Origin of the sequence: Ureaplasma zalophigenitalium (assembly GCF_025780055.1) — a bacterium.
GTDB classification, from domain to species: Bacteria; Bacillota_I; Bacilli_A; order Mycoplasmatales; family Mycoplasmoidaceae; genus Ureaplasma; species Ureaplasma zalophigenitalium.
In genome coordinates this window covers 161,755-188,474 of sequence record NZ_JAOXHJ010000001.1, presented here as the reverse complement: position 1 = coordinate 188,474, position 26,720 = coordinate 161,755, and the positions used below count along the sequence as shown (strand labels likewise).

The window sequence follows — 26,720 nt, the reverse complement described above, 5'->3', positions numbered from 1 at the left end:
GGATAACCAAGTGGTTATCCTTTTATTCATCACTTTCATTTTTTTGAAAGCGACTGTTCTTTTATTCTCATTCAATAGTTCCAGGAGGTTTACTTGTAATATCATAAACTACCCGGTTAATGCCTTTGATTTCATTGACAATCCGTGTTGCTGTTTTGGCTAAAACCTCAAACGGAATATGAGCGAAGTCGGCAGTCATACCATCGATTGAATTAACTGCACGTAATGCTAAAGTATAAGCGTATGTTCGTTGGTCGCCCATAACCCCCACAGATTTATTATTTAATAAAACAGTAAAGAATTGTCAGATATCTTGGTCTAGTCCAGCTTTTTCTAATTCTTCACGGAAAATGGCATCACTTTCGCGAACTAAAAATAATTTTTCTTCTGTAATATCTCCGATAACACGAATGGCTAATCCAGGTCCTGGAAATGGTTTACGATTAATAAAAGCATCATTTAACCCTAAAATTTTTCCTAATACTCGTACTTCATCTTTGAACAGGGTTTTTAATGGTTCAATTAAAGAGAAACCTAAATCTTTAGGTAACCCACCGACGTTGTGGTGTGATTTAATTGTTACAGCGTTTTTCGTACCTGATTCAATAATATCTGTATATAAAGTGCCTTGCGCAAGAAACTTGACATTCTTAATTTTTTGAGCTTCACGTTTAAAGATTTCAATAAACATGGCGCCAATGATTTTACGTTTTTGTTCTGGTTCACTAACACCTTTTAGTGCCTCTAAAAAATCCTTACTCGCATCCACATAAACAAGACCTTTACCGAATTGTTTAGAGAAAATTTCTAAAACGTTTTCTTTTTCGTTTTTTCTTAATAAACCATGATCTACAAACACACAAGTTAATTGATCACCAACAGCTTGCTTAATTAAAGAAGCTGTAACCATTGAATCAACCCCACCACTTAAGGCACAAATAACTTGATTATCTTGGACCTCTTCCTTAATAGCTGTAATTTGTTGGTCTATAAAATCATTCATTGTTCACTCTTTTTTTGCTTGACAAATATTATAAACAAAGTTAGCTAGCATATCATGTCCATTTGGTGTGTTGTTGACTTCACAGTGGTACTGAATCCCGTATAAGTGAGCCTGCTGATTTTCTACAATTACGTGAGGGCAATCCAATGATGTAGCATAGGTTTGAAAATTAGGCGCCAACGAGATTACCCGGTCCGCATGGGACATTCAGACTTTTTGGGTTTTTTCTAAATTACCTGCAATGTGTGATGATTCTTTTACACTGATTTCAGTGTGGCCGTATTCAGCGCATTCAGCCTGAGCAACCTGCCCACCTAATAAATGCATCATTAGTTGCATCCCATAACAAACACCTAAAACTGGTTTTTTTAATTTAAATATTTCAGGGTCAATGGTCATTGCATCTTTTTCATACACCGAGTGTGGACCACCAGATAAAATGAAGCCCAGGACATTTTTGTCATGAAAATATTTTTGCACATCATCGCGATCAATTAATTCACTATAAACTCCGAGCTCTCGAATACGGCGAACTAATAATTGATTGTATTGACTACCAAAATCAATAACTAATATTTTATGCATATTATTCCTCCTCAATAAATTGCACTCCAGCTTGTGGATCTAATGAAGTAATACGGGCTAATGAGTAAATATGGTAATTTTGTTCATCCAATAACTGACGCCCTGATTGGAATGTTTTTTCAATTAAAATACCAAAATTTTCCATTTTAGCTTGTGCTTGTTCAACTAATTCCACAGCACCCAAACAAGCTTGTCCATTTGCTAAAAAATCGTCAATAAACAAGCAATTATCATTCGGGCTTAAAAGTTTTTTAGCGATTGTTACTTTGTATTCAATACGTTTTGTAAATGAATAGACATTAGCACTATAAACGTTTTCATCCGTTGTAACACTGACCGTTTTTTTTATAATAATTAGTGGTAAATGTAGTTTTAAAGCCACTAATACAGCAATCGCAATACCTGAAGATTCAATAGTTACTACTTTGGTAATATTCCGATCTTTAAAACGTTGATAAAAAGCTTCAGCTAATTGATCCATTAAAATAGGATCAACGGCATGATTAATAAATGTATCCACTTTTAAAATACTGGAGCTTAAAATAACACCATCTTTTTTAATTCGTTGTTCTAATAGTTTCATATTTTTATCCCTTATTTCTCAAACATATCTTTTTATTATATGAACAAAGTACAAAAATTGTTAGATTATTTTTTTTCTTAGCGGTAATTGATCAGCTAAATGTCGAGCAACATATACCCCAGAGGCTGAAGCGTGACTTAAAGAGTGTGTCACTCCTGAAGCATCACCAATACTAAATAAACCTGGTAAGGATGTTTCTAAATGATTATTAACATCCACTTCCATGTTATAGAACTTAACTTCAACACCATATAATAAAGTATCGTCATTTGCAGTTCCTGGTGCAATTTTGTCTAAAGCAAAAATCATATCTACAATGTCGTCTAATAAACGTTTTGGCAACACCAACGATAAATCTCCTGCCGTTGCTTTTAGTGTTGGTGTTAAAAAACTCTTATCAATTCGTGATTGTGTTGAACGACGACCGTTGATTAAATCTCCAAAACGTTGTACAATTACTCCCCCACCTAACATATTCCCTAAACGCGCGATGCTTTCACCATATTCATTACTATTCTTGAAAGGTTCAGTAAATTCTTGTGATACTAATAAAGCGAAGTTAGTGTTATTTGACAACATGTCTTCACCCTCATAACTGTGCCCATTTGCTGTTAGTAATCCATTAGTATCTTCTTGAACCACGAAACCACGCGGATTCATACAAAAAGTCCGAACTCAATCATTATATGTCTTTGTTTGATGAACTAATTTAGATTCGTATAAAATATCTGTTAAATGCTTGAAAATTTCGTAAGGCAATTCTACACGCACCCCAATATCAACCCGATTACTTTTTGTTTGAATAGCTAATTTCTTGGAAATTTCCTCCATTCATTTTGATCCGCTTCGACCTGTACTAATAATACATTTTAATCCACTAAAGACTTCATCATCCTCGTTAATTAAATTAAAGCTGCCATCTTTTTTGTATTCTACATCAACAATAGCTTTTTCAAAATAAAAGTCAACTTTATGTTGTAAAAATGCATAAAGGTTCTTTAACACTATTTGGTTAATATCAGTCCCTAAATGACGCACTTTGGCACTGAGTAAATAAAGGTCGTTTTTTAAGCAAATAGTCTTTAAGTGACTATCAATATTAGAGAACATTTTAGCATTCTCACCACCATTTTCACAATTGATTTGATCAACGTATTCCATTAATTCAATCGCTTTATCTTTACCAATGTGTTCATATAGTGTGCCACCAAATTCGTTTGTTATATTAAATTTACCATCACTAAAAGCTCCAGCGCCACCAAAACCATTCATAATGGAATAATTTCCATTAATCCGTTTTTCTAGATCAGGGCCTTTTTCAAAAATGCCAACTTTCAAATCAGGTCTTAATTTCATTAATTCATATGCTGAATAAATCCCTCCAGGTCCAGCGCCAATAATTAAAACATCATATTTCATAATTTGTATCCTCTACTTTTTCTTTTTTGTATTGGGTGCAAGCACCCGATTAATTAAAATTTCTTTAGAAAATAAAAAAAATGCCAATTACAGCATTTATCTAAATTAATTTTAATAGGGTTTGTGCAATTGCATTAGTAGTACATTCGCCGATAACAATATCAGCGACTTTTTTAGCTTCATGTGTAGCATTCCCCATAGCAATCCCCACACCCGCATTACTTAGCATTTGAATATCGTTTCCAGAATCCCCAAAAACTATTGTTTGTGATGGATCTAGTTTCAATTGTTTTACAACCTCTAAAATCCCTGTTCATTTATTAATGTTTTTTGCATTAATATCCACATAAAAATCGCTTGTGTGTGTAATTTGATAAACATCACCAAAGCGTTCTAATGTTTTTAAATATTCTTGATGAATGATTTCCTTGCCACCCCGGATAGCCACTTGAATCATCTCATGTTTCTTGTCTTTTGCATATTGTTGAAATGCTTGTAAATCAATAAATTCATGCTTACTAAAATCCATATCTTGTTCAACAGTTCAAACTGGTAACGGGTCATCTTTTAAATAACTCATTGAACATTCAAGAGTATCAATGCGTGCTAAAAGATGATTTTTTAAAGCACTTTCCATTAAAAACTCCCAAGCATCAATATTAATTTTGCCCACTATTTTTAAATTCTGTGAAGCTACATGATAAATCACTGCACCATTCGAAGCGACAATGTATGTGAACAAATGTTCATAACCTTTAATTGCTTCTAAAATATTGCCCAGCGATCGACCTGTTGAAATAATTACATCATGCCCAGCTTGGCGAATTTTCTTTAATGCCTCTGGCGTTTCATCATGCATGTTGTTTGCATGCATGAACAACGTACCATCTAAATCAAAAGCAAAAACTTTTTTCATCTATAATCCCCCTAATAACATTATTTTATAACATATAATGAAATAAATAAATATTTCAAGATGTTTATACGTACAGAAAATAAAAACCCAACGACAAGCGTTGAGTTTATTATTAATTATTTATTTTCAGAAACTAAAACAGAAACTTTTGTTTTAGATCCCATGAATTTTGTATATTTAACTGTGCCATCCACTTTTGCAAAAAGTGTATGATCTTTTCCTTGTCCAACATTTAAACCAGGATGAATTCGGTTTCCTCGTTGACGATAAATAATTTGACCAGCTTTAGTGAATTGACCATCACCTAATTTTGCACCAAGATATTTGGGATTTGAGTCACGACCATTTTTCGAAGAACCTACCCCTTTTTTAGATGCAAAAAGTTGTAGATTAACGTTTCATAATAATTTTTTCATTTTACTCTTCCTTTGTTAATTCGTATGTAAATTCTTGAATTTCTATATATTGATGATAACTTTGTGCTATGCCAGCTAATTGGATATAAATTAAATTTAAATACATTAGATTTGTTTTGTTTTTCTGCACAATAGTTAAATGATAATAGCCATCACGTATGATTACATTAATAGCTTTCTCATTAAATCAATTTAAAGCACTTAAACTAATTGCGCTAACTCCGGCACAAACAATGTCTTGCCCGTGTTTTCCAGCAAACGCATGCCCTTGTATAATTAAAGCGTTTAAGTATTTTTTAATAGAAATCATAGTGATAATTATTTATTAATTGCTTCGATTTTTAATTGAGTATATGGTTGACGGTGTCCTTGACGTTTCATGTGGTGTTTTTTAGATTGGTGTTTGATAATGTTAATTTTCTTTTGTTTCCCGTGTTTTAAAACAGTTGCTGTTACATAAGCGTTTTGCACATATGGGTTTCCGATTTGGTTTTCTAACATTACAACTTGGTCAAGTTTAATACTTGCATTCACTTCTGCGTCTAGTTTTTCAACATAGATAATATCGCCTTGTTGAACTTTATATTGTTTTGCACCAGTTTGAATTATAGCAAACATATAAGTTCTCCTTTTTTTATCAACTTAGACTCACCATAAAGGTATTTTAACTTGTAAAATTTGTAGACCTTTTCTGTGTGGTTGAAGCTGCATATTTACAAGAATACACAGCATAAATATTATACTATATTCCTTATTTTAAAACAAATTTAATTAACTTATAGACGATTTATTTGGTGACTTTTTAACTTTCTTAGGTAATTCATAAGCATTTATCCGGTGGTAAAATAAAGCGTCTGCAGTGTAAGAGTGATCATTTGGCTTTTCATTATGCAACAAAAGACTTTTTTCTATAACCAAACCTGGTGTTGTGTTATATATCGCTTCAATTAAAACTAAACAACTAGGTTTGTATGGTCGAGGATAGACCATTTTCAAACGTTTAGGTTCAAACCTATACTGGCGCATCAAACAAATAATATCTACTAAGCGAACACTAGAAACAATCATGCTTAAAACACCTTTTTGTTTTAGTATTTTTTGTGTTCCAGCCATAATTTGTTCAAAAGTTAATGACTGCTCATACAAAGCATTTTCATTAGCTTTGGATATGTTTTTATTTTTTAATCCTGACGATAAATGATAAGGGGGATTGCAAACTACTAAGTCATAACGATCTTTTTCATCTAAGTGATTTTGCGTGATATAATCATTAAAATCAGCGTGAATTACACGAATACGGTTAGCCATTTCATTATGACTAATGTTATGTATAGCTAGGTCAATGGCCTGTTCATTAATTTCAATGCCATCAATCAATAAATCGTCCTTACGCGCCGCTAATAAAATAGACAACGCGGCATTGTTTAACCCAATTTCACAAACTTTTTTTGTTTTAGCTTTTAAACTAGCTCAATTAGCCAATAACAATGTGTCAATAGAAAAATTAAATTGATCTTTATCTTGGTAAAGATATAACCCTGTGTCATAACCTAATTGATTCTTCACTCATGCTTTTTTCATCAAAAAATCCCTTTTAAAATGTTTGTAGTATAAAAAAATGACCGCAAAGCGCGGTCATAAAGCTCCAATGGAGCGGGTGATGGGAATCGAACCCACACTAATAGCTTGGAAGGCTATAGTTCTACCATTGAACTACACCCGCAAAATGGTGCTGGAAGAGGGACTTGAACCCTCACGACCGTGAAGTCATTGGATTTTAAGTCCAATGCGTCTACCATTCCGCCACTCCAGCAAAATGCCATATATCATATAAAACAATATATGGTTGGTAATAATGGTGCCCCATGTAGGGTTCGAACCTACGACCCCTTCATTAAAAGTGAAATGCTCTACCACTGAGCTAATGAGGCAATAACTATATAGAAATCTATATAGGTGATATTTAATGGCTGGCCTGGCAGGGATCGAACCTGCGCGTGGAAGAATCAAAATCTTCTGCCTTACCGCTTGGCTACAGGCCAATGGTGGACAGAGTAGGATTCGAACCTACGAACCTCTCGGAGCCGGGTTACAGCCGGATGCGTTTGGCCACTTCGCTATCTGTCCATTTAAAAGCACTATATAATTATATACAATAAGACTAAAAAAAGCAATATATTTTTATTTTTTTAAAAGATAAATGTTCTTTATTAAAGATAAATAAAAGAAGCGTAAAGTTTTTTTAACTTTTGTATTAAATTATAAATCTGTTTCTTTGTTTTTTGGAAAGACTTAGCTAATTCCTCGACATTATAATGTTTTTTAATCAACAAAAAGAAAGTATATAAATCTGGATGATTTAATTGTAAATGTTTTTCAAATGATTTTTCATAAAAATTTTTCCAAAACATTTGTTCAAAATCGTTTTGCGAATCATTTAGATTCATTAAATCATATGATACATCTTGCGGAATACAATTAGATAATATCTTGTTTTTACTATTTTGATTCCTTCGCTGTTCATCTATAAAGGAATAATACAAGCATTTTTTCATAAAACCAAGCGTCATTGCTCAATTTGTTTTTTGTTCAAACAGACTTTTTGCCCCTTTTTTAATTGCTTGATAAACAAAAGAGGCATATTCTTCTAATTTTATAGAATTTTTAATGGCGTTGTTTTGAGATCAATTACCAATATACATAAAGAACATTTTATAAAAGCGACGATAAAACCAAGTGACAACTAATTGGTCATTTTGATTTATTAAAAATAAAATCCCTTGTAACATTTTGAATCACCACAATAAGGATAGTTGATTTTGTTACTAAAGGATTTACTAAAATGGTTTATTTTTTTATTACTTTTTATAGTAATTTAAAAATAAGCATAGGGTGGTCAGCTTTCCAACTCCACCTGGTGATGGGCTAACTTTGATAGCGTGTTTTTGTTGATAATCAAGATTATATTTAAATGCCCCTTGAATTTGATGTTCATTTTCTTCCAAGGTTACATCAATTAAAAAGCTATGATCTTTTAAGTCGGTTATGTCGTATGCATGCGCTTGATTGATACAAGCAATTACGCAATCAGCTTTTTTTAATATCGTTTTCGTTTCTAAATTGTCTCGTCCAATTAAATAAGTTTCAGCAAAATCATCTTTTAGTAAAGTGTGCAGATATCTTCCTAAGTGTTCGCCTCTTCCAAGAACGCATAAAATAGGTCGTTTTTTTAACTTTGGTTCAATCTTATTAAACAACGCACAAACAGCTAAAACTGTTGCTGGATAATAAATAATTGCATCTCGATTGTTATTTAAATATTGGTAAGTATGTAAACCGTCAATATCATTAGATAATGTTAAGTAACTTCACAATGCTAGGTTTGTTTTAATTTCTTGTCGAATAGGTAGTTCATAAAAAATAAAGCCGTTTTCTTTGTGAATTTTTTCCATTAAAACGTACAAATCATTTTTTTGTCGAAAAAGAGCTAAATCATAAAATCTTAAAGGGATTCCAAGTTGATTAGCATATTTCTCCTTCACTCTTAAATATAAACTGTTCCGTGATACAAAAAAAGAATCATAGAAAATGTGAATTATTTTCTGATGATCTTTTCTTTGACTATCCAATTCATTATTTAATTTAATAAATAAATCATTAATTATTTGCTTCATGTATTATTTCTTTTTAATCTTAACTGACACAGGTACTTCATTAATATAAGCATTCATGAATAGATCACGCGGCTCATTTGTAACTACATTTACATGATAATCAGGGATAATTTTTGTTTGTTTATAAACTGTATTTGTAATCACTTCATCGTGTTCATGATCATTTTTATATCCGGTTTCATCTAAAACCATTTCATGCACAAATCTTTCTTCGTTATCAGATGAGATAATGGCATTTTTAGCAGAGTTTGCTACGATTTTTGAAATCTTGGTTAACATAGAAACATAATTACCATACAAAGCAAGAGGGTGGTTGCCATGTTTTAATGTTGATAATAAACGTTGTAATAAGTCAATGTTTTTAGCGATAGCTGATAAGATGGTAATTTCAGCACCCATTACTTTTAAGAACTCTAATTGTAAAGCATATAAGTCTTGTTCATACGCTTCAGTTTTTTTATAATAGTTATTCAGTTTTTCACGTTGTAATTTTGTTCGTTTAATAATTAAACCAATACGCAATAATTCTTGTTCGTTTAATAATTTTTCTAAATCATTAATTAAACCAAATTGCCCAGAGATTAATAAAGCGATGGAAGAACTATTTACAAACGAAGTATCCGCAATATTTTTCTTGTGAACTAAAAGATTTTCTCAAGTCAAATCAATTACTTGGTTACGTTTTTCATCGTATTCCATTTGTAACATTTCAGTTTTTTCTTCTTCTTGACGACAAATTTTGTCATAAATCTTTTGCTCACGAGGAGTTAAATTAATGTCAGAAAAATTTAAATCTAGGTTTTCATCATTAATTAATTCATAATATCGACGTAGTTTGCGTTTTAATAGTTTGTCGGTTTTATTTTTAGCTTTTTCTACTTCTAAAAACTCTGCATGACTAACATCGGTTAGTAAATGAGCATCTCATTCAAATGTCAAGTGATTGCAGACTGTTTGCACATTTTGAATATGTGTATTTAGCATTTTTTGGTTATTAATTACATCCGGAACATCTTTTTTGTGTTTTTTAGTTTCCTTACTTTTTAAATAAGCACTTGTAATTTCCTCGTATAATTGAGTCACTTTATCTTCGATATCTTGGCGATAATTTTCAATTCCTTTAACATCGAACTCATTATTATTAATAATTAAAGCTGCTACTGAATCGTGGTGAGAATGTACTTTGTTTAAACCATTAGTTTCAATAAAAGCATCAGGAGTATTTGGTTCCGAAGTTTCTTCTGTTTTTTTAAAAATTTGATTGTCGTTTCTTTTTAAAAGAACCTGATCTTCATCAAATGTTAATTCAACATATTTTTCAAATGTTCTATTCATAGTCCCTACCTCCTCTATTTGTTCTTCTTTCTTTTAAATCATGGTACACGCTTCTTTTCTGCTGATTCTTGTTGTTCATGTGACTCAACTAGGAATTCATTGCTCATCTCTACTTGTTTAACATCAAGTTGATCATTTTCGAAAGCTTCAAGCATTTGAGTATATTCTAATGACAATGGATCATTCAAACCGCTACCTATTTCTGATAAAACAGATTTTTCCAAGTTTTCCTGGTTAGGTAAATCTTTAAAATCTTTTAATGAAACATCTCCCTCTTTTAAAGGTTGATCATCTTTTAGATAATGAACATTATTTACTTCTTGGTATTTTTTCATGTTTTCTAAAATATTTTGATGTTCGTCTAAGATTTTAAATTTGTTGTTGATTTTCGCTTTTTCTTCATCGGAATACTTTTTAATTAAATCAAGTTTTTCTTTATAAATTTCTTCTTGTGAACCAGTAGGAACGGGGTCAGCATCAATTTTGATTTCCTCATCAATAACAACGTTTTTCACTAGCAACATTTCTGGTGATGACTCTGCTACAACTTCTTGTACTTCATCATCAGTTTTTTTATGTTCTAGATCTTGAATCATTGATTCATAGTGTCTGATTTCTTTGTCAACATAATAATTGATATCTTCACTAACGACTACCGGATTATTCATAGAAGTTTTTTCAGACAGATCTTTATTATTTAATGAATCAGAATCTAATGAGTTATTTTCCAACTCCTCTTCATCATCTAATTCCTCGTCTGCAACCATTTGTGTTGCCTCATTATGATGTTCATCCTGTTCAAAGATCATATCAACGTTGGCTTCGTTTTTTCACATCGGTTCTGACTCGTGATGTAAAGCATTAGCGTTTAAATCTTTAGCGTGAATAGCGTGTAAGTAATCCTCTTCGATTAAAATTTCTTCATAACCTACTCTGTCGGCTAAATCTTCTTTTTCAATAGGTGATTTATCAGCATCATATTTTTCTAAAAAATCATTATATTCTGCTTCTAATTTTGCTTGCTCTTCTTTTTCTAAATAAACAGGTTGTTCTAATTCGCAATCTTCATCAATTAAAGCGTCCTTAATTGGTGTTGTTGGTGTGTGTAATTCTTCATCAGTGTCTAAAGCTACTGACTCATTAAAATTAACTTTTAAACCACTAGCTGATTTAATTACTTCTGTTGGGATTTCATTAATTACATCAACATCTTTTTTCAATGCAGTATTTGAGTAAGTTGTTGCCGCAGCAGTTTCATCAATCGGTAAATTATTATAAATTTCTGGTTCAAAGTTTACGGGTTTCTTTTCTGATTCTAAGATTGAATCACCGTCTTTAATAGCAGGTGTTGCAGATGAAGAAGTATTTTTTAATTTTGACACCATTTGCTGAAAATTACGTTGATTTAAAAAATCTTTACGAACACGGTAATCGTATTCTGTAAATTCAGCAGGAATGCGATCAACCCCTAATCCGACCTTAGCTCATTCTTGTTCGAAATCTACATTTGTTTTAGCTTGAATAATTGATAATAAATATAAAAGGATCAGCTGAATATCTAAAGATGCCTCTAGTTCTGCTTTCTGTTCAATGAAAGTTTCTTCGTCGTGCATATGTTTTGTGATATGGTGGTCTTCTAATTCTAAAATATCATACTTCATATTTTTGATGTTCAGTGATAATTCATCTAGACATTTTGATACTTTTTCTTCTAAAATTTTTAAATCATCCAGATTTTTGTTTTTATATGGTTCGTTAGCTAAAAAACAATCAAGTATTTGAGTAGTTTTTAATTTATGACCTAAGAAGTAATTACGTATTAAATCATATACTCGTGATTGATAATACGTTAAATAAGAGATATTTTGAGATTCGTAATCATAATCATCAAAAATATCTAATAAAGTTTTTTTATCAGCTGCATGTTCATTATAAAAGGTAAACGCTTTGGTTACCATCTTATCTAATTTAATTTCCTCAGCAAATGAGTTAATGCTGGTTGCGTTAACGAATCGATTGTTTACGACTATTTCTTGGTTATCTAAATCAACGATACCAAGACTTTCTGCTTGTTTTTTGCTTAAAAACAAAGTTGAGCTGTGTTTGTTTATTTTGTTCATTTTTAATTCACCTGTGTTTTTGCTTATGTATAATCTTTGAAAATACTCTTTAATTATAAAATAATCCATTTAAAAATGCATTAATATATCATAATTATGTATATCTGCGCTTTTTTTATTCTTAATATAATAAAAAAGGTTAATGCAAACACTAACCTTTTTTAATACCGATAATAATAGCGACAACAATAATGATCCCAATTGTGATAAACATAGTTGTAATCGCAATAATTAAATTAATGACAAAGTTTTTTGATTGTTTTTTAATTTGTTTTTCGGAATACTGACTAATATTGGGAATATTTAAGACACGAACTAATTGATCTGACTGCTTGTTTGCAGATTTTTTTTTATTAGTCGTTGTACTTTTATTTTTGATCATAGAAAAAGTTCTTTGGATCGAAATTAAATATCGAATTTGTTGTCTCGATATGTTTTGCAATCACGGCAAGCACGGTGAGGTAATAGTGCTTTCCCGCAACTAGGGCATGAAGTTGTAATAGCAACTTCTAAGTGATCGTGACTACGACGCATATTACGACGTGATTTACTCACTCTTCTTTGTTGAACAGCCATCTAATCGCCTCTTTCTAAAAAAATAAGTATTTATTGTGTTTGTAATACATTTAAATATTATACTATATAAATTTCAAAAAAACCACTGTTTTTTAACTATAGAATATATATAATTATTATATTATACCTAATTCCAAGGATTGATGTAAAATGAGAAAACCTGTTTTAATTATTGCTATAGCTGGAGCTAGCGGATCTGGGAAAACAACAATTGCTCATACAATTATGAATGCAATGCCCGAAGGTAAAAAATGCGCTATTATTTGTCAGGATTCTTACTATCATCCAGTCAACATTATTCAGAAAAAATTAAATGGCATCGTTAATTTTGATCACCCCGAAAGTTTTGACTGAGAATTAATGCGTCAACAAATTTTCGCTATCAAAAACAACGAATCTGTCGATATTCCTATTTATGATTACGTGAAACATCAACGTCAAAAAGAAACTAATCATCTAGCAGGCGTTGATGTTTTAATCTTAGAAGGAATATACGCTATTTATGATGATATTCTTAATAAACACATAGATTTAAAAGTGTTCGTCCAAACTCCCAAAGATGAATGTTTAATGCGTCGAATTTTACGCGACCTGAAAGAACGAGGCCGGAACATTGATTCTATTGCCGAACAATGACGCACTACTGTTTCTTTGATGTATGATCAGTATGTCAAACCTTCACAAATAAATGCCGACATTATTGTTCCATGAAGTGAAAAAAACCAAACAGCCTTAGATTTATTAATTGATGTTTTTCATCACCGTGTGATATAAAATATGAAACGCAATGTTACTAAGAAATTTGTCGTGACAGATCATGCATTAAAAAGAATTCGTGAGCGCCACCCCAAATTTAAACATAATCCAAACACTTCTAGTTTGATCATTTCTGCGGAAATTAACGCCTCGTTAACTAACATTCGTCCGTCACGTTCGATGCAAAATACAAATCATTTATTTTTTATCGACCCTTTAAATCCTGCATATCAATATTTAGTGACCGAAAATTCTCAGGGTTATTTAATTATTACTTACACAGCTCACAATCATCGAAAGAAAGGTATTTATGGCAAATAGTTACACTCCTCCCGTACATGAACAAGATTTAAAAAAAATCCAAACTATTTTGAATGATTTGCGAGTTTATGTTCAAGCTGATGGTGGTGATTTTATTTTTGATCGTTATGAAAATCAAATTGTTTATATTCAATTATCAGGAGCTTGTGTTGGTTGTTTTCTAACCAATATAACATATGAAGAAAATTTAAAAAAAATACTAATGCAAGAAGTTCCAAATATTAAAGATGTAGTTTTATTGCAACCAGAAAATTCTAACCCTTTGCACCCTTTACCTTTTAAAATTTAAAGGTCAACAAAGGTTTTTTATTATCTACAAACGAGGCTCTCTTTCTTAGCAATCAAATATAAACATTGCTAAAAAATAACTGTTTAGTGTATAATTTAATAATAGTATGTCATCTTTGCATTTAGGAGAAAATATGAGTAAACGCGATTATTATGAAGTTTTAGGTGTTAGCAAAACAGCAACACAGGATGAAATTAAAAAAGCTTTTCGAAAGCTAGCTAAAGAATATCACCCAGATAAAAACGATTCACATGATGCGGAAAATCGCTTTAAGGAAATTAATGAAGCCTACGAAGTTTTAAGTGATGAAACTAAGCGGGCTAATTATGATCGTTTTGGCCATAACGCTGCCAACCAAGGGTTTAATCAGCATGCTGGTGGCTTTGGTGGTTTCGGTGGTTTTGAAGATATTTTTTCAAGTTTTTTTAATACAGGTTCAGGCAGGGGATTTAATTCCTTTGAAGAAGAGGAAGTACAAGGCGACATCCACTTAGCTTTACGTTTAACTTTTTTCGAAGCTATTAAGGGCACGACAAAAGAAATTCAATACGATCGCCAAATTACATGTGACGAGTGTCGTGGGGTTGGTGCACCAAGCACAGCAGATATTACTACATGTACTACTTGTCATGGGTCTGGTCAAGTTGTATTCCAAACACAAACAGCTTTTGGTGTTTTTCAACAACAAGCCACTTGTGAAATGTGCCGTGGTCGTGGAAAAACAAATAAAAACCCTTGCAAGAAGTGTCGAGGTAATAAAACGGTTAAGACCCCTACGAAAATCAGTTTAGTTATTGAACCTAATACCCTTGATCAAGAAAAACAAAAAATTAGTGGCAAGGGGAATAGTGTTAATGGTGTTGAACACGATTTATATCTACACATTAATGTCATTCCTCATCAATACTTTAAAACTAATAAATTAGACTTGTATATTACTGTTTTAGTCGACCCTTTTGTTTGCTTAGTAGGTGGTGAAGTTGATTTTATAACTGCTTATAATAAACACAGTTTCAATATTCCCGCTAATACGCGTGATGGCAAACAATTCCAAATTAAGAATATTGGTTTAAAAAACCGAAAAAATGGCCTATTTAATAAAAAACAAGGTGATGTGTACATTACGATTAAATATGCCAAAACAAAAAAAATGACACCTGAACAATTAGCATTCATTCAGAACATGAATAAACAAAAAAATCCCGAAGTAGAAGACTATAATAATAAATGATTAAAGGAAGTGCAAAAATAATGGCTAATAAAAATCAAAAACACGATCTACAAGATCAAAAAGAACAACATGACCAACATGATGTGCAGGCTCTGTTAAAGGAAATTAACGATTTAAAAGAGCAAAACCAAGCACTAATGACTACTAACCAAACATTTCAAAAGCAAATTGAACAATTAAATCAAGATTACGTTAGTAAATTAACTGTGAAAACAGATGAAATTAAAGAGATTTTAAAATCCAAAGAACAAGCGCTGCAAGCTCGTTTTGCTGATGAAGTTAAAATGGGTGTTTTTAAGGTTTTCAAATATGATATGGACACTTTATTAACCCAAATTAATCATTTTAGTAAAATTGTAAACAACCAATACGACGATCCTAAATTGCAAGGCTTCTTAGTTGGTTTTCAAATGATTGCTAACCAAATGCAAGCTGGGTTAAGTGATTTAAATATCCACGTTGTTAATCCAGTGGTTGGTGAAATTTTAAATGACGAAACAATGGAAGTATTTGAAACTATTAAGACGGACGAACACCCGGCTTTAACAATTCTTGAAGTTATTAGTCCTGGTTATACATACGACAATAAAACAATTAAATTCGCTGTTGTACGTGTGGCAGCATAGATAAACGCATCTTGCGTTTTTTTCTTTTCTTGCTTTTATATGATTTATAAAATGGTAAAATTATCCATATGAATACAAAAATAAACTATCAATCAATCTACGAACAACTTAAAACATTACAAACTCATGCTTATGCGCCTTATTCACACTACCCAGTAGCTTCTATTGTCAAATGCGAAAATAATTATTATAGAGGTGTGAATGTTGAAAACGGGTCTTATGGTTTAACCATTTGTGCTGAACGGAATGCTATTTTTCAAGCTATTGCACATGGCGAGAAAAAGATCGAAGCAATCTATTTGATTACAAATGATAATAATAACACAGGTACGCCATGCGGAGCTTGTCGTCAAGTTATATCAGAATTCATGCCTCCCGAGCAAGATGTTGTTGTTTTCAATCAAGACGGGACATATCAAGTATACACTTTAAAAGATCTATTACCGTTTAGTTGAAGCGCTAATATATCTTTAAAATAGGAGAGTTATAAAAATGAATCAATTAGTCACTAAGACTCTAGCTTCTGATTTAATAAGTCAAGAAGAGAGAAGTTATATCGAAAACTTAAGTGAACAAGACAAAAACGAATTATTTGATCCGAATTATAAATTTAAATTCGGAACTGCAGGCATTCGATTGCCCCTAGGAGTTGGAACGCGTCAACTAAACGTTTTTACTTACACTCAATTAATCCTAGGTTACATTAAATATCTGCAAACAATTCCACCCAAAAACAACGAATTTCACCGCGTTGTTTTAGGTCGGGATAATCGTTATTTATCTCGTGAAGCTATGATTTTAGCTTCACAAATCTTTTCAAGTTTTGGTTTCGAAGTTTTTGTTCCTCAAGACTATGAAATGCTAGCTACACCAATTGTTTCTTATTTAATCAATGAATTAGAGTTGGATGGCGGGATCATGTTTACTGCTTCGCACAACCCTAAAACAGATAACGGATTTAAAGTTTACAATAATGTTGGTGCACAACCAATTAGTGCAATTACTGATCTTATTGAAACCTTTATCCCTTCATATCAAGAAGCTATTACTTTTGATTTTGAAGTCGATGAAGAGTTGATTTTATTTATTGATGAACACGAAATTACTGGTTATTTTGATACCATTAAAGAAAACTTAATCCATACTAATAAAAACAGCGAGAAGCAATTTAATACGGTTTTAACTACACACCACGGTGCTGGTTCATACAACATGTTTCCGTTTTTAGAGTCATTAGGATATGAAATCATTAATGTTAATGAGCAAAATTTCGAAAATCCCGACTTCATTAACGACATTAGTTCTAACCCCGAAGATCAAGCCTCATTTACTAAGGCATTAGAGTATGCCGAAGCTCATAATGCCAATGTAATGATTGGTATCGATCCCGATGCAGACCGAATGGGTGTTGCTATTTTACACGATAACCAATGATATTATCTAAGTGGCGATCAAACCGGAGTTTTATTTGCCTATTATTTATTAAATAACAAGATTTATCATAAAAACAAGTACATCGTTTCAACTATTGTTTCAAATACATATGTCCAACGTATTGCTGATGACTTTAATACCAAAGTTTATTATGTGGGTGTAGGTTTCAAACACCACGGAAATTTAATTGCGGAATTACGTAATAAAGCAGATTTAGTGGTAGCTTTTGAAGAAGCTATCGGTACAAATCTCATTGATATGAACAATGATAAAGATGGTTATCAATCAGCTGCTTTTATTTTAGAACTAATTGCCTTCTACCAAAATCAAGGATTAACTCTTTTAGATGTTTTTAACAAATTAATTTTTCCGCGATATGGTTATTGATACGCTCATACATATCCATTTGTTTTCAAAGATAAAAATTGAAAACACCAAGCTCAGGAGTTATTAGTGAAATTGCAAAATAACACATTAACCCACTTACTTGATTTAACAATTGAACGCGTCGAATATAATGAGCAATACAAATATGTCACTTGATTTTTATCAAATGACAGTACAATTAAATTCCGCTTATCTGGCACAGAACCAAAGTTCAAAATTTATGTCAATTTAATTGAACAAGAGTATAACAGTGAAACATTCTGATATACGTATTTCCAAAATAAAGCTCAAGCCATTGTTGAAATTTTAAAAAATCATTTACAATTACCATAAATTTAGATTGTTGCTCCAGCGACAATCTTTTTTTGAATTCTAGAACATTTTTTAGTTGGAGTTTGTATTATGTGTTATTTTAATATCAGGATCATTTTTGTTTGATGAGGAATGTATTATGAAAAAACAACAATTATTTAAAAAAATCGCAATTACAGGTCTTATTTGCACGACGGCGTTAATTCCGTTAGCAATTACATCTTGTGGATTCATTAATAAAATAGCTAAAGAAAATAATGGTGGAGTTAATCCGTTTAATCCTGGTGTTAATACAGAGAACACGGCTGATGATAACCACCTAAAACCTATGCAAAATTGAGCGAAAGCTAATTATCTTGAATATAATTCGACGAATGAAGCTTTTTTAAAAAGTAACAATAAATACTTTTTAAAACAATTAACATGAAACGAAGAAACGTTTTTAAGTAAGTTAAAGCCCGAAGATTTAGTGGGGGAAAACTGAAAACAATTTAAACCAAAGAAGTTTAAATACACACCCGTTAAGGATATATCAGATGCTACCCAAAGAATCACTGATAATTTAGGTAAAGGAATAGTTGGTGATAAAGAACAAGCCTTTTTAAAAGGTTTTAATAACTTACTAAAATATGGACGTTGATCATCTGATGAAACAGATGAAGTTAAAAATGAATTTACTACTGATATGAATTCACCAGTACAAATGAATTCAATTATTAAAGGTATGTTTAATAATCAATTAAATCTTAACCATGAAGAATTAAAGAACATATTAGATCAATGATGTACATATTATGGTATTATCCCTCGATCTTATATATTACCTAATAGCATTGAAGAGTTTGCGCGTTTAAAACAACGAACAAAATTGTTTGAAGAAAAACCAAAAAACATAAAAGATGAAAACTATTTTAGTTTAGTTGCAGATGGTAATTGATCATATTCAAAAGCGATGCGAAATGATTTACAAATATTGTTTCAAATGGGGTTTCCATATGATGATGATTGAAACGAAAACATTAAACCTAAGAAAGAGACATTAGAATACTGGGAGAATTATACCAACCAATTAGGATGAAACAAGGCTGAAGTTTATCATGAATTTCAACAAAATTACGGGGATGCGTGAGACGTTAAGTATTTAGTACTTAAAAACTACTTCTTTAACTTTTATTTTTTACCTTTCTCTTTTGGAACAACCAATAAATTCAATCATATAAATTTATATGATGTACGTGATAATGTGGAAGTAAATGCGACAAAAGATAATGGCGAACCGATTGATTTACAATTAGCAACCGTTTTAGTTGGTGATGAAAAATATGGATTTAAGGTACCTCAATGAGATTTGATGAATCCAGTGCTATTTGGTGATATGTGATTAAATTTATTTTTAGATAGTTTGGAAGATCTTAATTTTTTAGGAATGCAAGCTTTGATTGAGTGAATGGATTTTAAAGTGCGTAATGATGGAAATCTACGATACAAGTATATAAACCAATATACTGATAGTGATTATATTGATTTTCGTGAATATACACCTGAAATGCGTGAAAAATACTTATTAGACAAACTGTTTGAAAGAGCGATCGATGTTGCTAATTGGGCTAAGTACCCTTTTAGTGAATATGAGGCGTTTGGTGAAAAAGGCGATCAATTACGTAGTCAAACATTAGCGCATATGTTTCCAAGTTTTAAAGTCAATGATTATGAACATAACTTTGCGTTCTTTTATCAATTAATATATGACTTTTTAGTACCAATGTACAAGTTAAAAGGTTGAGATATGCCTTTACGATTAACAACGTTTGAACACAAAATGCTAGATGCAAACAAAGAAGAAGCCTTAATTTATGATTATGCTTTCTGATATGTTAACACTTTGCTGAAAAAACAAAATCCTGATTTTGTGTTATTAGAAAAACCAAAGGGTTACAGTCAAAACTATAAACCAACAGAGACAAATGAGCAACGATTCTTAGAAATAAGAAATCGATGAAAAATATAATAAAAAAAACGAACGTTTAAATGAATTTTTTAAAAATCATAAAACGGTTCGTTTTTTCAATCCCTAATCGTAGACGTATAATGTTGCTTCTGTGGCAAATAATTAATAAACAGGCTGCTGGAACACTAAATAATAATAAATAGCTTACATTAATCATTGTAAGGTGCAAATCTGTAAAGTATGAAGCGAAGTGTTCATTATATAAAGGTGTGTAATTAATTCCTGGAACAATAACAAGTAGACTAGTAATTCCAGCACTGACCATTGCTGCTAAGGATACATATTTCTTCACACGAGCTGTAATGTAGAAAATCACAAAGTATAACACTGCTACAATTGGATTCATAATTAATAGTCATCCAAAAAAGGAGCTAACACCTTTTCCGCCTTTAAAGTTAAAGTAAATAGGATAAACGTGTCCTACAATGCAAACTAACCCTGAAAAATGTAATAAAATATTTAAATGAAAATCATTTCATGGATTAACTTCAGCATCATGTAACCCAAAACGTAGTGCACAATATGCCATACTAATTACTATCATTGGTTTAATGGCATCTAGTAAGAAAACTAGAATGCCCATTTTTTTGCCAAACACACGTGACATGTTTGTAGCTCCTGCGTTTTGTGAATTAAATTTACGAACATCTTTACGCTTTCACCATAAACTAAAAACTAGACTAAAATTAAAAGAACCTACAAGATAAGCTAAAAGTGGTGCAATTAATATTAAAAAAACATATGCAAAAACAATGTGAGAAATCATGATTATTCCTTATAATTTAATACTAAATATAATTATAAAGGAATAGGTATGTTTATTTATCATAATGTCCAACAAAAATCATGTAATGATGTAGCTATTAATGTTAAAATGTTTAATCTTACATGATTGAATAATTTATTCTTGATACTAGGAATTTCTTTTCTAAGTATTTATTTATCTAGTGGATATGAACGTAACAATATCGTTTATGACATCAGCTTTATACATTATAAACCTATCCAAAGTATTGGAGCTGTAGGTTTATATTGTTTTTTATGGTATGCTTGTTTAAATGTTATTAGCCTAATTTTTTTATGCGGGCAAACATATAGTAATAAGAAAACCTTTTTTTGCTTGTTAATCGGCATTTTATTTATCAATCCCTGAGCGTATGTTTACTGAATAAAAAATTTTGGTAGAGCAAAAATTTATTGGATTATAACTTTTTACCATATTTTAAATCCTTCTAACAAAATTGAATTTGATATTAAAAATAAAAAGAGCATCATTGCTTTATGTTACTTAATTATTAGTATTGGTTTTATGGTCTTTTCATCAATAGATTATGTCCCTGTAAATTTATCGCCAGGAATCAATATTATTGATCAAAACACACCCATGAAAATCATTTACACCCAAGATTTATGATTTAATAATTTGCATTATTTTACAACTCAAGGTAACTGGTTATGTATATGCATTGCTTTCTTTATCTTCATTAATCCGAATGCGCGTTTTTTAAAACAAGGTTTTTTACTTTTAGTAGGTTTAACATATATTAGCATTATTAGCATTATCTGATTAACAGCAATTTTTCCTTTTGCTCATCTAGCTAAAAAATATTTATGAGTTAATTATTTAACCGGTTTTTACAACCATTTAATTACTCCATTTGCTTTTCATGTTTTATGTTGATATATTTTCCGTACTCAAAAAATTTGCAACCAATTTAAATACCTACACGCTTGAAGGTTGTTCATCAGTTATTTAATTCTGTACACCTTATATGCCTTAATGGTACCTTTGATTGGAAACGTATCAGTTTATGGATTAATTACTAATTTATGAACTAATGTTAATGGGCAGCTGGTTTATTTAGCTTTCTTGTTCATCTTTCTATTGTTTGCCAACTTTATTTTCTTTGTTTTCTTTGCTATAGTTTGTCGTTTACAAAAAATTAAGTTAAAAATAACCTTTAAACCAAATAAAAAAATAAGCTGTTAGGCTTATTTTTTTTAACTTCTTTTAGCTTTTAAGAAATTCCAATAGTTCTAATAAATTTCTATCTTAAATACTTTAGTGTGAATTTGTTGTTTCTTGTTTTTCTTTTTTTTCAGGGAAAGCTTTGTTATTCTTGATAATAGTATTAAATATTTCTTCTGTAATTGTAGCAGGTAGGCTTGCTCCTTTAAAAGTTAAAGCTGCACAATTTTCAAAAGCGTATTCGCCGATATGAGTAATACTTGGTGCGACTAATTTATTTAAGTTCACTGCATTACTGAATGCATGAAATCCTATTAATTGGACTTTAGGTAAAGTTATTGATGTAATTTTACTTGCCGATTTGAAAACGCTTGCTCCCAATTCTAATAATTCGGGAAATTCAACACTAGTTAGAGTTGTATTTCCTTCAAAAGCTGAAGCGTTGATCTTAACAACTTTTGGTAGTGAAACACTACCTAATAATGTAGCGTTTTTAAATGCATTATAACCCACTGCTTGTACATTAGCAAAATTAACACTCGTTAGTGTAGCGTTGTTTATAAACGCTTCGTTTGGTACATTTTTTAAATTTTTCATTGAAACAGATGTAACTGCAGCGTTAGCAAATGCTTGGGGAGCCATTAGTTCAACATCATCTAAAAAACTTCACCTTTTGCCTCATATGCGCTTAATAACGCGTTTTTATAAACCACTAAGCCGTTTGTTGCTTTATTTTTTAATGTTTCAAATAATGGAGTGTTTTCAAAAACATTTAAACCGATCGATTCTAAATTATTTGTTTCTAGATTTGTTAATTTAGCAGCATGACCAAACGCTTGGTCCCCTAATTTATTAACTTTAGAAGCTGTTAAACTTTCTAATGAATTCGCTTTATAAAAAGCATAACCCTTAATTTCTAATGCATTAGGTAAAACTAAATTAACTAAACCAGTTTCGCTAAATGCAAAACCTTCAACTTCGCTTACAGCCGTCGCTGTCACCGAATTTAATTGTGCAGTTTTTCAGAAAGCAGCGTTTCCAATCGTTGTTGCTTTATTTAACTTAATATTTTTTAATCATGTGCTGTTTTCAAAAGCATTATCAGCAACTTTTAAAACATTTGATAAAGTCAAATTTGCTAACTGTCGTAATTTAGCATCTTTTTTATCTAAATATCTTTTAAAAGATGGAGATTCTTCTAATGCTCAAACAATTTCGTTGTCTTGTGGTAAATCTTTTTTTATTTTTTTAACATAGTAGACATTATTAATTAGCTCATATTCAAAATATGTATCTAAATTAGTTTTGTCAATTGTAAAAGTTTTTGTTGATTCATCTTTGTTATTTGATGGATTCTTTGGTGTTGATTCATCTTTGTTATTCGATGGATTCTTTGATGGTTGATGACAGCTTGTAGCTACAGCAGCAACCGCTCCCGTAATCGTTAATAATGCTAAAGATGAGAACAATATTTTCTTATTCATTTTTCTTTTTTTCATAATTTTATTCCTTTTCTTTTATAACCAATTTTTATAAGGTTATACGAAAGATTTTAACAAAAAACGGGAATTAAATGAAGAAAAATAACGCCTAAAGGGACGTTATTTGAAGTTTTAATGGAGCAGATGACGGGAATCGAACCCGCGTCTCGACCTTGGCAAGGTTGCGTTCTACCATTGAACTACATCTGCATTTACACCATAATATTATAGCATAATATTTTTTTGGTGTAAATATTTTTAGTTAAAATGGCTTCTACGTACAATCATTGAACCATCAATGTCGACAATTGGATAAATTACAATTAAGCATTCGTTATCAACTTGTCTAATTAATTGAATAATTGATGGAAACTCGATATACAAACTAATGATTTCTAATGATTGGTTCGTTTTATTTGAAATTAAATTACTTGAATTAGTTACAGTAATGGAATTGTTAAAATCATGTTTGTGCAAGATGTTAACAATTTTATCAACATTTTTTGATAAAATCTCTAATTTTAGTGATTTATTTTTAGGGAAGTAAATATTAACAATAATACCTAAAATAATTGAAACTAAAGTTGAAGCAACCAGATTTGGGGAAAAGAAAATTTCCACATTAAAGAATTTTTTGTTAGCAAGACAAGCTGGCACAAAAGATCCTAGAATAATCCCGATGAACAAAGTAAAAGCGTTAAAGTAAGTTAAAATATTACCAATTGGCTTACTTTTCTTTTTAGAATATCAAAAACTTATGATATCTGTTCCTCCACTTGTTCCACCAACAATATAAACTAGAGAAATTAGGATTGCATCAAAAATGGCATAAATGATTGCATAAACAAAAATAGATGGAATTTTTGATGCCTGATCTGGATCTGTTCACGGTAAAACTTGTACCCGATTGTCAATCAAGGGATGGAAATAATATAAAGGTTTTGAGCTGTCATACAACATGTTTAAATATTGTTGTTTTGTTTCAAAATTCTTAATTTCATTAATCTTAATGTATAGATCATTAATAGGACGATCTGTTGTCATATTTACTTCGTTACTTAATGTAATTAACTCTGGCGTGAGTTTAATATCACTGATTTGGTGCGCTAGTATCCGTGGTGTAAAAAAGTTATCTACTTTAGGATAAGTGATTTTGTTGTCTCCAAAAATCATAATTTTATCAGTATTTGGGATAAATGATAATAGTAGACCAAATACTTGGGTAGCGACTAAATATAAAAGTGTCATTAATGTAAAGTGCTTTCCTAATTTTAAATAAGAAAAAATTAGTAAAGGAACATTAATCAAAATGACCAGTAATCAGAATAGTACATTATATGAGATCTGGGCTTGCGTGACAAGTGATGGATTTAAATATATAATTACTGTTTGGATTAATCGCGAAAAACCTTGTGATAAACCAGTTACCCCTGGTGAATAAATTCCTGTGTTCTGAACTAAAAATAAAGAAATCACAGAAGTTGTCATCGATAGAATTAGAATGATTAAATAGCGGACTCACAAACGTTTAGTAGTGTACAAACTAGCAAATTTTAAAATACCAGCTTTAAATTTGATGGTTTCTGTTTGCGAATTTAATTGTTCTTGTTCAACGTATTCTTGATTGACTTGTTTTAAAAGATCATTGATCTTGCGATCTGTTTGAATGATTTTAATTCGACGTTTGTGCTTTTTTCGATTTGTTTTATCAATTCCGTTCATATTCATAACATTCTCCTGTGTATTAACATAAAAAAATAACAATAATATGAAAATCAAATTACTGTTATTATTTCTAAAATTATTTGTTTAGTTGTTTAATACGTGCTGATTTACCAGAACGTGAACGCATGTATGAAATATAAGCACGACGCACTTTACCATAACGCACAACTTCAATTTTTTCAACTAATGGAGAGTGAATGTTAAAGTTTAATTCAACACCGATTCCATTTGTTTCTTTACGAATAATAACTGTTTCACTAGCTTGTGAGCCACGGCGACGTAATACAACCCCTTCGAATTTTTGAATTCTTGTTTTTTTACCTTCAACAATTCTGTTATGAATAATAATTGTGTCCCCACTCGAAAAGTTTGGCACATCTTTTTTCATACTTGATTGATTGACAGATGATAAGATTGCACCCTTATTAATTTTGAAAATACTCATTTTTTAACACCTACTTCTTTGTTTTTATTTGCATGTATTTTTTATATAAATCTTTGCGATATCGTTTTGTTAATTCCTCTTGTTTTTGTTTGCGATATTCATTAATTAAAGCATGATGACCACTTAAAAGCACATCGGGAACTTCGTGTTTCTCATATTTTTGTGGCCTTGTATAAACAGGATAATCTAATAAATAATTGTTGAACGATTCATCAATTAAACTATCTGCATTAATAACTCCATCGATTAAACGAATGACACTGTCTGCCATTGTCATACAAACCAATTCGCCACCTGTTAAAATGAAATCACCTAAACTAATGTAAGAATCAACATAATATTTAATTCTTTCATCAATTCCCTCGTAATGCCCAGCAATAAAAATTAAATGTTCTTTTTTACTGCTTCATTCCATCGCTTTTTTTTGATTAAAGATTTGACCACGAGGAGAAGTGTAAATCACATAACTATTCGGGGTTCGCACTGATCTTAATGCACGAACTACAACATCAATGGATATAACCATACCAGGACCACCTCCATAAGGAGTGTCGTCAACTCGTTGTCTTTTATCTTTTGAAAACTTACGAATATCAACAATTTCAATAATAACTTTATTAGCTTCAATCGCTCGTTTAATAATTGAGTGATTGCATCAGGTTTGAATGATTTCTGGAAATAAAGTTAGGAAAGAAATTTTCATAAACTACGCGTTTTTTTGTTTTTGCATTAATGCTTTACGTTTTTTGTTAGCATCTTTTTTTGCAATAAATTCTTTTCATACGCCTTGCGCTGAAAGCATTTGTTTTACAGTTTCAGATGGTTGAGCACCGTTTTCTAAATGAAATAGTACACGATCATTTTTCAACACAACATCACCTGTAATTGGATTATAGTGTCCTAAATTTTCAATATAAGCACCATTTGCTTTAGCTTTAGCATCCATAACAACCACTCTAAAATAAGGTTTTTTATGAGTACCAACTCTTGTTAATCTAATTTTTACCAATGTATTCACCTCTTTATTTTTAAAAGACTTAATAAATTATAATATATTTTTTTCTAATATGTTAAGTTATTTTACTTAACACGCATTATAAAGTAAAAAT

The 26,720-nt window shown here is 30.9% G+C and carries 30 protein-coding genes, 6 tRNA genes and 1 other annotated feature; of the genes, 9 read left to right on the top strand and 27 right to left on the bottom strand.

Annotated features, from left to right (window positions below):
* Positions 1-61: 61 nt before the first annotated feature.
* The 19 genes from guaA to rpmF all read right to left on the bottom strand — a co-directional run bounded on the left by guaA (position 62) and on the right by rpmF (position 12,627).
* Complete coding sequence (guaA, locus tag OF365_RS01045) at positions 62-1,588, bottom strand: glutamine-hydrolyzing GMP synthase (protein WP_263817754.1); 1,527 nt, start codon at positions 1,586-1,588, stop codon at positions 62-64.
* 1 nt (position 1,589) lies between these two features.
* Positions 1,590-2,171 (bottom strand): xanthine phosphoribosyltransferase, encoded by a 582-nt coding sequence (locus tag OF365_RS01040; protein WP_263817753.1) that lies wholly within the window; start codon positions 2,169-2,171, stop codon positions 1,590-1,592.
* Positions 2,172-2,231: 60 nt separating this feature from the next.
* Positions 2,232-3,590, bottom strand: coding sequence for an NAD(P)/FAD-dependent oxidoreductase (locus tag OF365_RS01035; RefSeq protein WP_263817752.1), 1,359 nt, complete (start codon positions 3,588-3,590; stop codon positions 2,232-2,234).
* Between the two features lie 100 nt (positions 3,591-3,690).
* Positions 3,691-4,506 (bottom strand): Cof-type HAD-IIB family hydrolase, encoded by an 816-nt coding sequence (locus OF365_RS01030; protein WP_263817751.1) that lies wholly within the window; start codon positions 4,504-4,506, stop codon positions 3,691-3,693.
* Between the two features lie 116 nt (positions 4,507-4,622).
* Positions 4,623-4,922, bottom strand: a complete 300-nt coding sequence (gene rpmA / locus OF365_RS01025) for a 50S ribosomal protein L27 (RefSeq protein ID WP_263817750.1) — start codon at positions 4,920-4,922, stop codon at positions 4,623-4,625.
* A 1-nt stretch (position 4,923) separates the two neighbouring features.
* A complete protein-coding gene (locus OF365_RS01020) occupies positions 4,924-5,232 on the bottom strand; it encodes a ribosomal-processing cysteine protease Prp (protein WP_263817749.1) in 309 nt (102 codons plus the stop codon).
* Positions 5,233-5,240: 8 nt separating this feature from the next.
* Positions 5,241-5,540, bottom strand: a complete 300-nt coding sequence (gene rplU, locus OF365_RS01015; RefSeq protein ID WP_263817748.1) for a 50S ribosomal protein L21 — start codon at positions 5,538-5,540, stop codon at positions 5,241-5,243.
* A gap of 16 nt (positions 5,541-5,556) precedes the next feature.
* Positions 5,557-5,633 (bottom strand) — a sequence feature (ribosomal protein L21 leader region).
* A gap of 60 nt (positions 5,634-5,693) precedes the next feature.
* On the bottom strand, positions 5,694-6,503 hold the full coding sequence (locus OF365_RS01010; protein ID WP_263817747.1) for a tRNA1(Val) (adenine(37)-N6)-methyltransferase: 810 nt from the start codon (positions 6,501-6,503) through the stop codon (positions 5,694-5,696).
* Positions 6,504-6,571: 68 nt separating this feature from the next.
* Positions 6,572-6,645, bottom strand: a tRNA-Gly gene (locus tag OF365_RS01005).
* A gap of 4 nt (positions 6,646-6,649) precedes the next feature.
* Positions 6,650-6,735, bottom strand: a tRNA-Leu gene (locus OF365_RS01000).
* Between the two features lie 43 nt (positions 6,736-6,778).
* Positions 6,779-6,853: transfer RNA gene (locus OF365_RS00995), tRNA-Lys, on the bottom strand.
* A 36-nt stretch (positions 6,854-6,889) separates the two neighbouring features.
* Positions 6,890-6,964: transfer RNA gene (locus OF365_RS00990), tRNA-Gln, on the bottom strand.
* 1 nt (position 6,965) lies between these two features.
* A tRNA-Tyr gene (locus OF365_RS00985) sits at positions 6,966-7,049 on the bottom strand.
* An 83-nt stretch (positions 7,050-7,132) separates the two neighbouring features.
* Complete coding sequence (locus tag OF365_RS00980; RefSeq protein ID WP_263817746.1) at positions 7,133-7,711, bottom strand: hypothetical protein; 579 nt, start codon at positions 7,709-7,711, stop codon at positions 7,133-7,135.
* Between the two features lie 69 nt (positions 7,712-7,780).
* Positions 7,781-8,596 carry a hypothetical protein gene (locus OF365_RS00975; protein ID WP_263817745.1) on the bottom strand — a complete coding sequence of 272 codons (816 nt, stop codon included), beginning with the start codon at positions 8,594-8,596 and terminating at the stop codon, positions 7,781-7,783.
* Positions 8,597-8,599: 3 nt separating this feature from the next.
* The gene (locus OF365_RS00970; protein WP_263817744.1) at positions 8,600-9,931 is read right to left on the bottom strand and encodes a hypothetical protein; all 1,332 of its coding nucleotides are present in this window, start codon (positions 9,929-9,931) and stop codon (positions 8,600-8,602) included.
* 14 nt (positions 9,932-9,945) lie between these two features.
* Positions 9,946-12,051 (bottom strand): hypothetical protein, encoded by a 2,106-nt coding sequence (locus OF365_RS00965; RefSeq protein WP_263817743.1) that lies wholly within the window; start codon positions 12,049-12,051, stop codon positions 9,946-9,948.
* 151 nt (positions 12,052-12,202) lie between these two features.
* Entirely contained in the window at positions 12,203-12,433 is a 231-nt protein-coding gene (locus tag OF365_RS00960) for a hypothetical protein (RefSeq protein WP_263817742.1), read from the bottom strand.
* Between the two features lie 23 nt (positions 12,434-12,456).
* The gene (rpmF, locus tag OF365_RS00955) at positions 12,457-12,627 is read right to left on the bottom strand and encodes a 50S ribosomal protein L32 (RefSeq protein WP_263817741.1); all 171 of its coding nucleotides are present in this window, start codon (positions 12,625-12,627) and stop codon (positions 12,457-12,459) included.
* Positions 12,628-12,777: 150 nt separating this feature from the next.
* On the opposite strand from rpmF, the gene udk reads away from it, so the two are divergent.
* The 8 genes from udk (at position 12,778) to OF365_RS00915 (ending at position 19,991) form a co-directional block, all read left to right on the top strand.
* The gene (gene udk / locus OF365_RS00950; protein WP_263817740.1) at positions 12,778-13,401 is read left to right on the top strand and encodes a uridine kinase; all 624 of its coding nucleotides are present in this window, start codon (positions 12,778-12,780) and stop codon (positions 13,399-13,401) included.
* Between the two features lie 3 nt (positions 13,402-13,404).
* Complete coding sequence (locus OF365_RS00945; RefSeq protein ID WP_263817739.1) at positions 13,405-13,704, top strand: hypothetical protein; 300 nt, start codon at positions 13,405-13,407, stop codon at positions 13,702-13,704.
* The gene (locus OF365_RS00940; RefSeq protein ID WP_263817738.1) at positions 13,694-13,993 is read left to right on the top strand and encodes a NifU family protein; all 300 of its coding nucleotides are present in this window, start codon (positions 13,694-13,696) and stop codon (positions 13,991-13,993) included. The genes OF365_RS00945 and OF365_RS00940 overlap by 11 nt, the downstream gene beginning before the upstream one ends.
* Positions 13,994-14,126: 133 nt before the next feature.
* Entirely contained in the window at positions 14,127-15,245 is a 1,119-nt protein-coding gene (locus OF365_RS00935; protein WP_263817737.1) for a DnaJ domain-containing protein, read from the top strand.
* Complete coding sequence (gene grpE, locus OF365_RS00930; RefSeq protein ID WP_263817736.1) at positions 15,245-15,850, top strand: nucleotide exchange factor GrpE; 606 nt, start codon at positions 15,245-15,247, stop codon at positions 15,848-15,850. Before OF365_RS00935 ends, grpE begins: the two co-directional genes overlap by 1 nt.
* A 68-nt stretch (positions 15,851-15,918) precedes the next feature.
* Entirely contained in the window at positions 15,919-16,329 is a 411-nt protein-coding gene (gene cdd, locus OF365_RS00925; RefSeq protein ID WP_263817735.1) for a cytidine deaminase, read from the top strand.
* 13 nt (positions 16,330-16,342) lie between these two features.
* The gene (locus OF365_RS00920; RefSeq protein WP_263817734.1) at positions 16,343-18,004 is read left to right on the top strand and encodes a phospho-sugar mutase; all 1,662 of its coding nucleotides are present in this window, start codon (positions 16,343-16,345) and stop codon (positions 18,002-18,004) included.
* Positions 18,005-18,122: 118 nt separating this feature from the next.
* Positions 18,123-19,991: a CDS14 family ICE transfer lipoprotein gene (locus OF365_RS00915; protein WP_263817733.1), complete on the top strand. Its 1,869-nt coding sequence runs from the start codon at positions 18,123-18,125 to the stop codon at positions 19,989-19,991.
* Positions 19,992-20,007: 16 nt separating this feature from the next.
* On the opposite strand, the gene plsY is transcribed toward OF365_RS00915, so the two are convergent.
* Positions 20,008-20,757, bottom strand: coding sequence for a glycerol-3-phosphate 1-O-acyltransferase PlsY (gene plsY, locus OF365_RS00910; RefSeq protein WP_263817732.1), 750 nt, complete (start codon positions 20,755-20,757; stop codon positions 20,008-20,010).
* Positions 20,758-20,805: 48 nt separating this feature from the next.
* Here plsY and OF365_RS00905 point away from each other — a divergent pair, with 48 nt between their 5' ends.
* The gene (locus OF365_RS00905; RefSeq protein WP_263817731.1) at positions 20,806-21,981 is read left to right on the top strand and encodes a DUF1600 domain-containing protein; all 1,176 of its coding nucleotides are present in this window, start codon (positions 20,806-20,808) and stop codon (positions 21,979-21,981) included.
* 72 nt (positions 21,982-22,053) lie between these two features.
* Here OF365_RS00905 and OF365_RS00900 read toward each other — a convergent pair whose 3' ends face one another.
* From OF365_RS00900 to rpsP, 7 genes are all read right to left on the bottom strand, one after another.
* Entirely contained in the window at positions 22,054-22,602 is a 549-nt protein-coding gene (locus OF365_RS00900; RefSeq protein WP_263817730.1) for a leucine-rich repeat domain-containing protein, read from the bottom strand.
* A 14-nt stretch (positions 22,603-22,616) separates the two neighbouring features.
* On the bottom strand, positions 22,617-23,459 hold the full coding sequence (locus tag OF365_RS00895) for a leucine-rich repeat domain-containing protein (RefSeq protein ID WP_263817729.1): 843 nt from the start codon (positions 23,457-23,459) through the stop codon (positions 22,617-22,619).
* 118 nt (positions 23,460-23,577) lie between these two features.
* Positions 23,578-23,651: transfer RNA gene (locus OF365_RS00890), tRNA-Gly, on the bottom strand.
* Positions 23,652-23,699: 48 nt separating this feature from the next.
* Positions 23,700-25,163, bottom strand: coding sequence for a YitT family protein (locus OF365_RS00885; protein WP_263817728.1), 1,464 nt, complete (start codon positions 25,161-25,163; stop codon positions 23,700-23,702).
* Between the two features lie 79 nt (positions 25,164-25,242).
* On the bottom strand, positions 25,243-25,611 hold the full coding sequence (gene rplS, locus OF365_RS00880; protein WP_263817727.1) for a 50S ribosomal protein L19: 369 nt from the start codon (positions 25,609-25,611) through the stop codon (positions 25,243-25,245).
* Between the two features lie 10 nt (positions 25,612-25,621).
* A complete protein-coding gene (gene trmD, locus OF365_RS00875) occupies positions 25,622-26,314 on the bottom strand; it encodes a tRNA (guanosine(37)-N1)-methyltransferase TrmD (RefSeq protein ID WP_263817726.1) in 693 nt (230 codons plus the stop codon).
* A gap of 3 nt (positions 26,315-26,317) precedes the next feature.
* Positions 26,318-26,629 carry a 30S ribosomal protein S16 gene (gene rpsP / locus OF365_RS00870; protein ID WP_263817725.1) on the bottom strand — a complete coding sequence of 104 codons (312 nt, stop codon included), beginning with the start codon at positions 26,627-26,629 and terminating at the stop codon, positions 26,318-26,320.
* Positions 26,630-26,720: the final 91 nt, after the last annotated feature.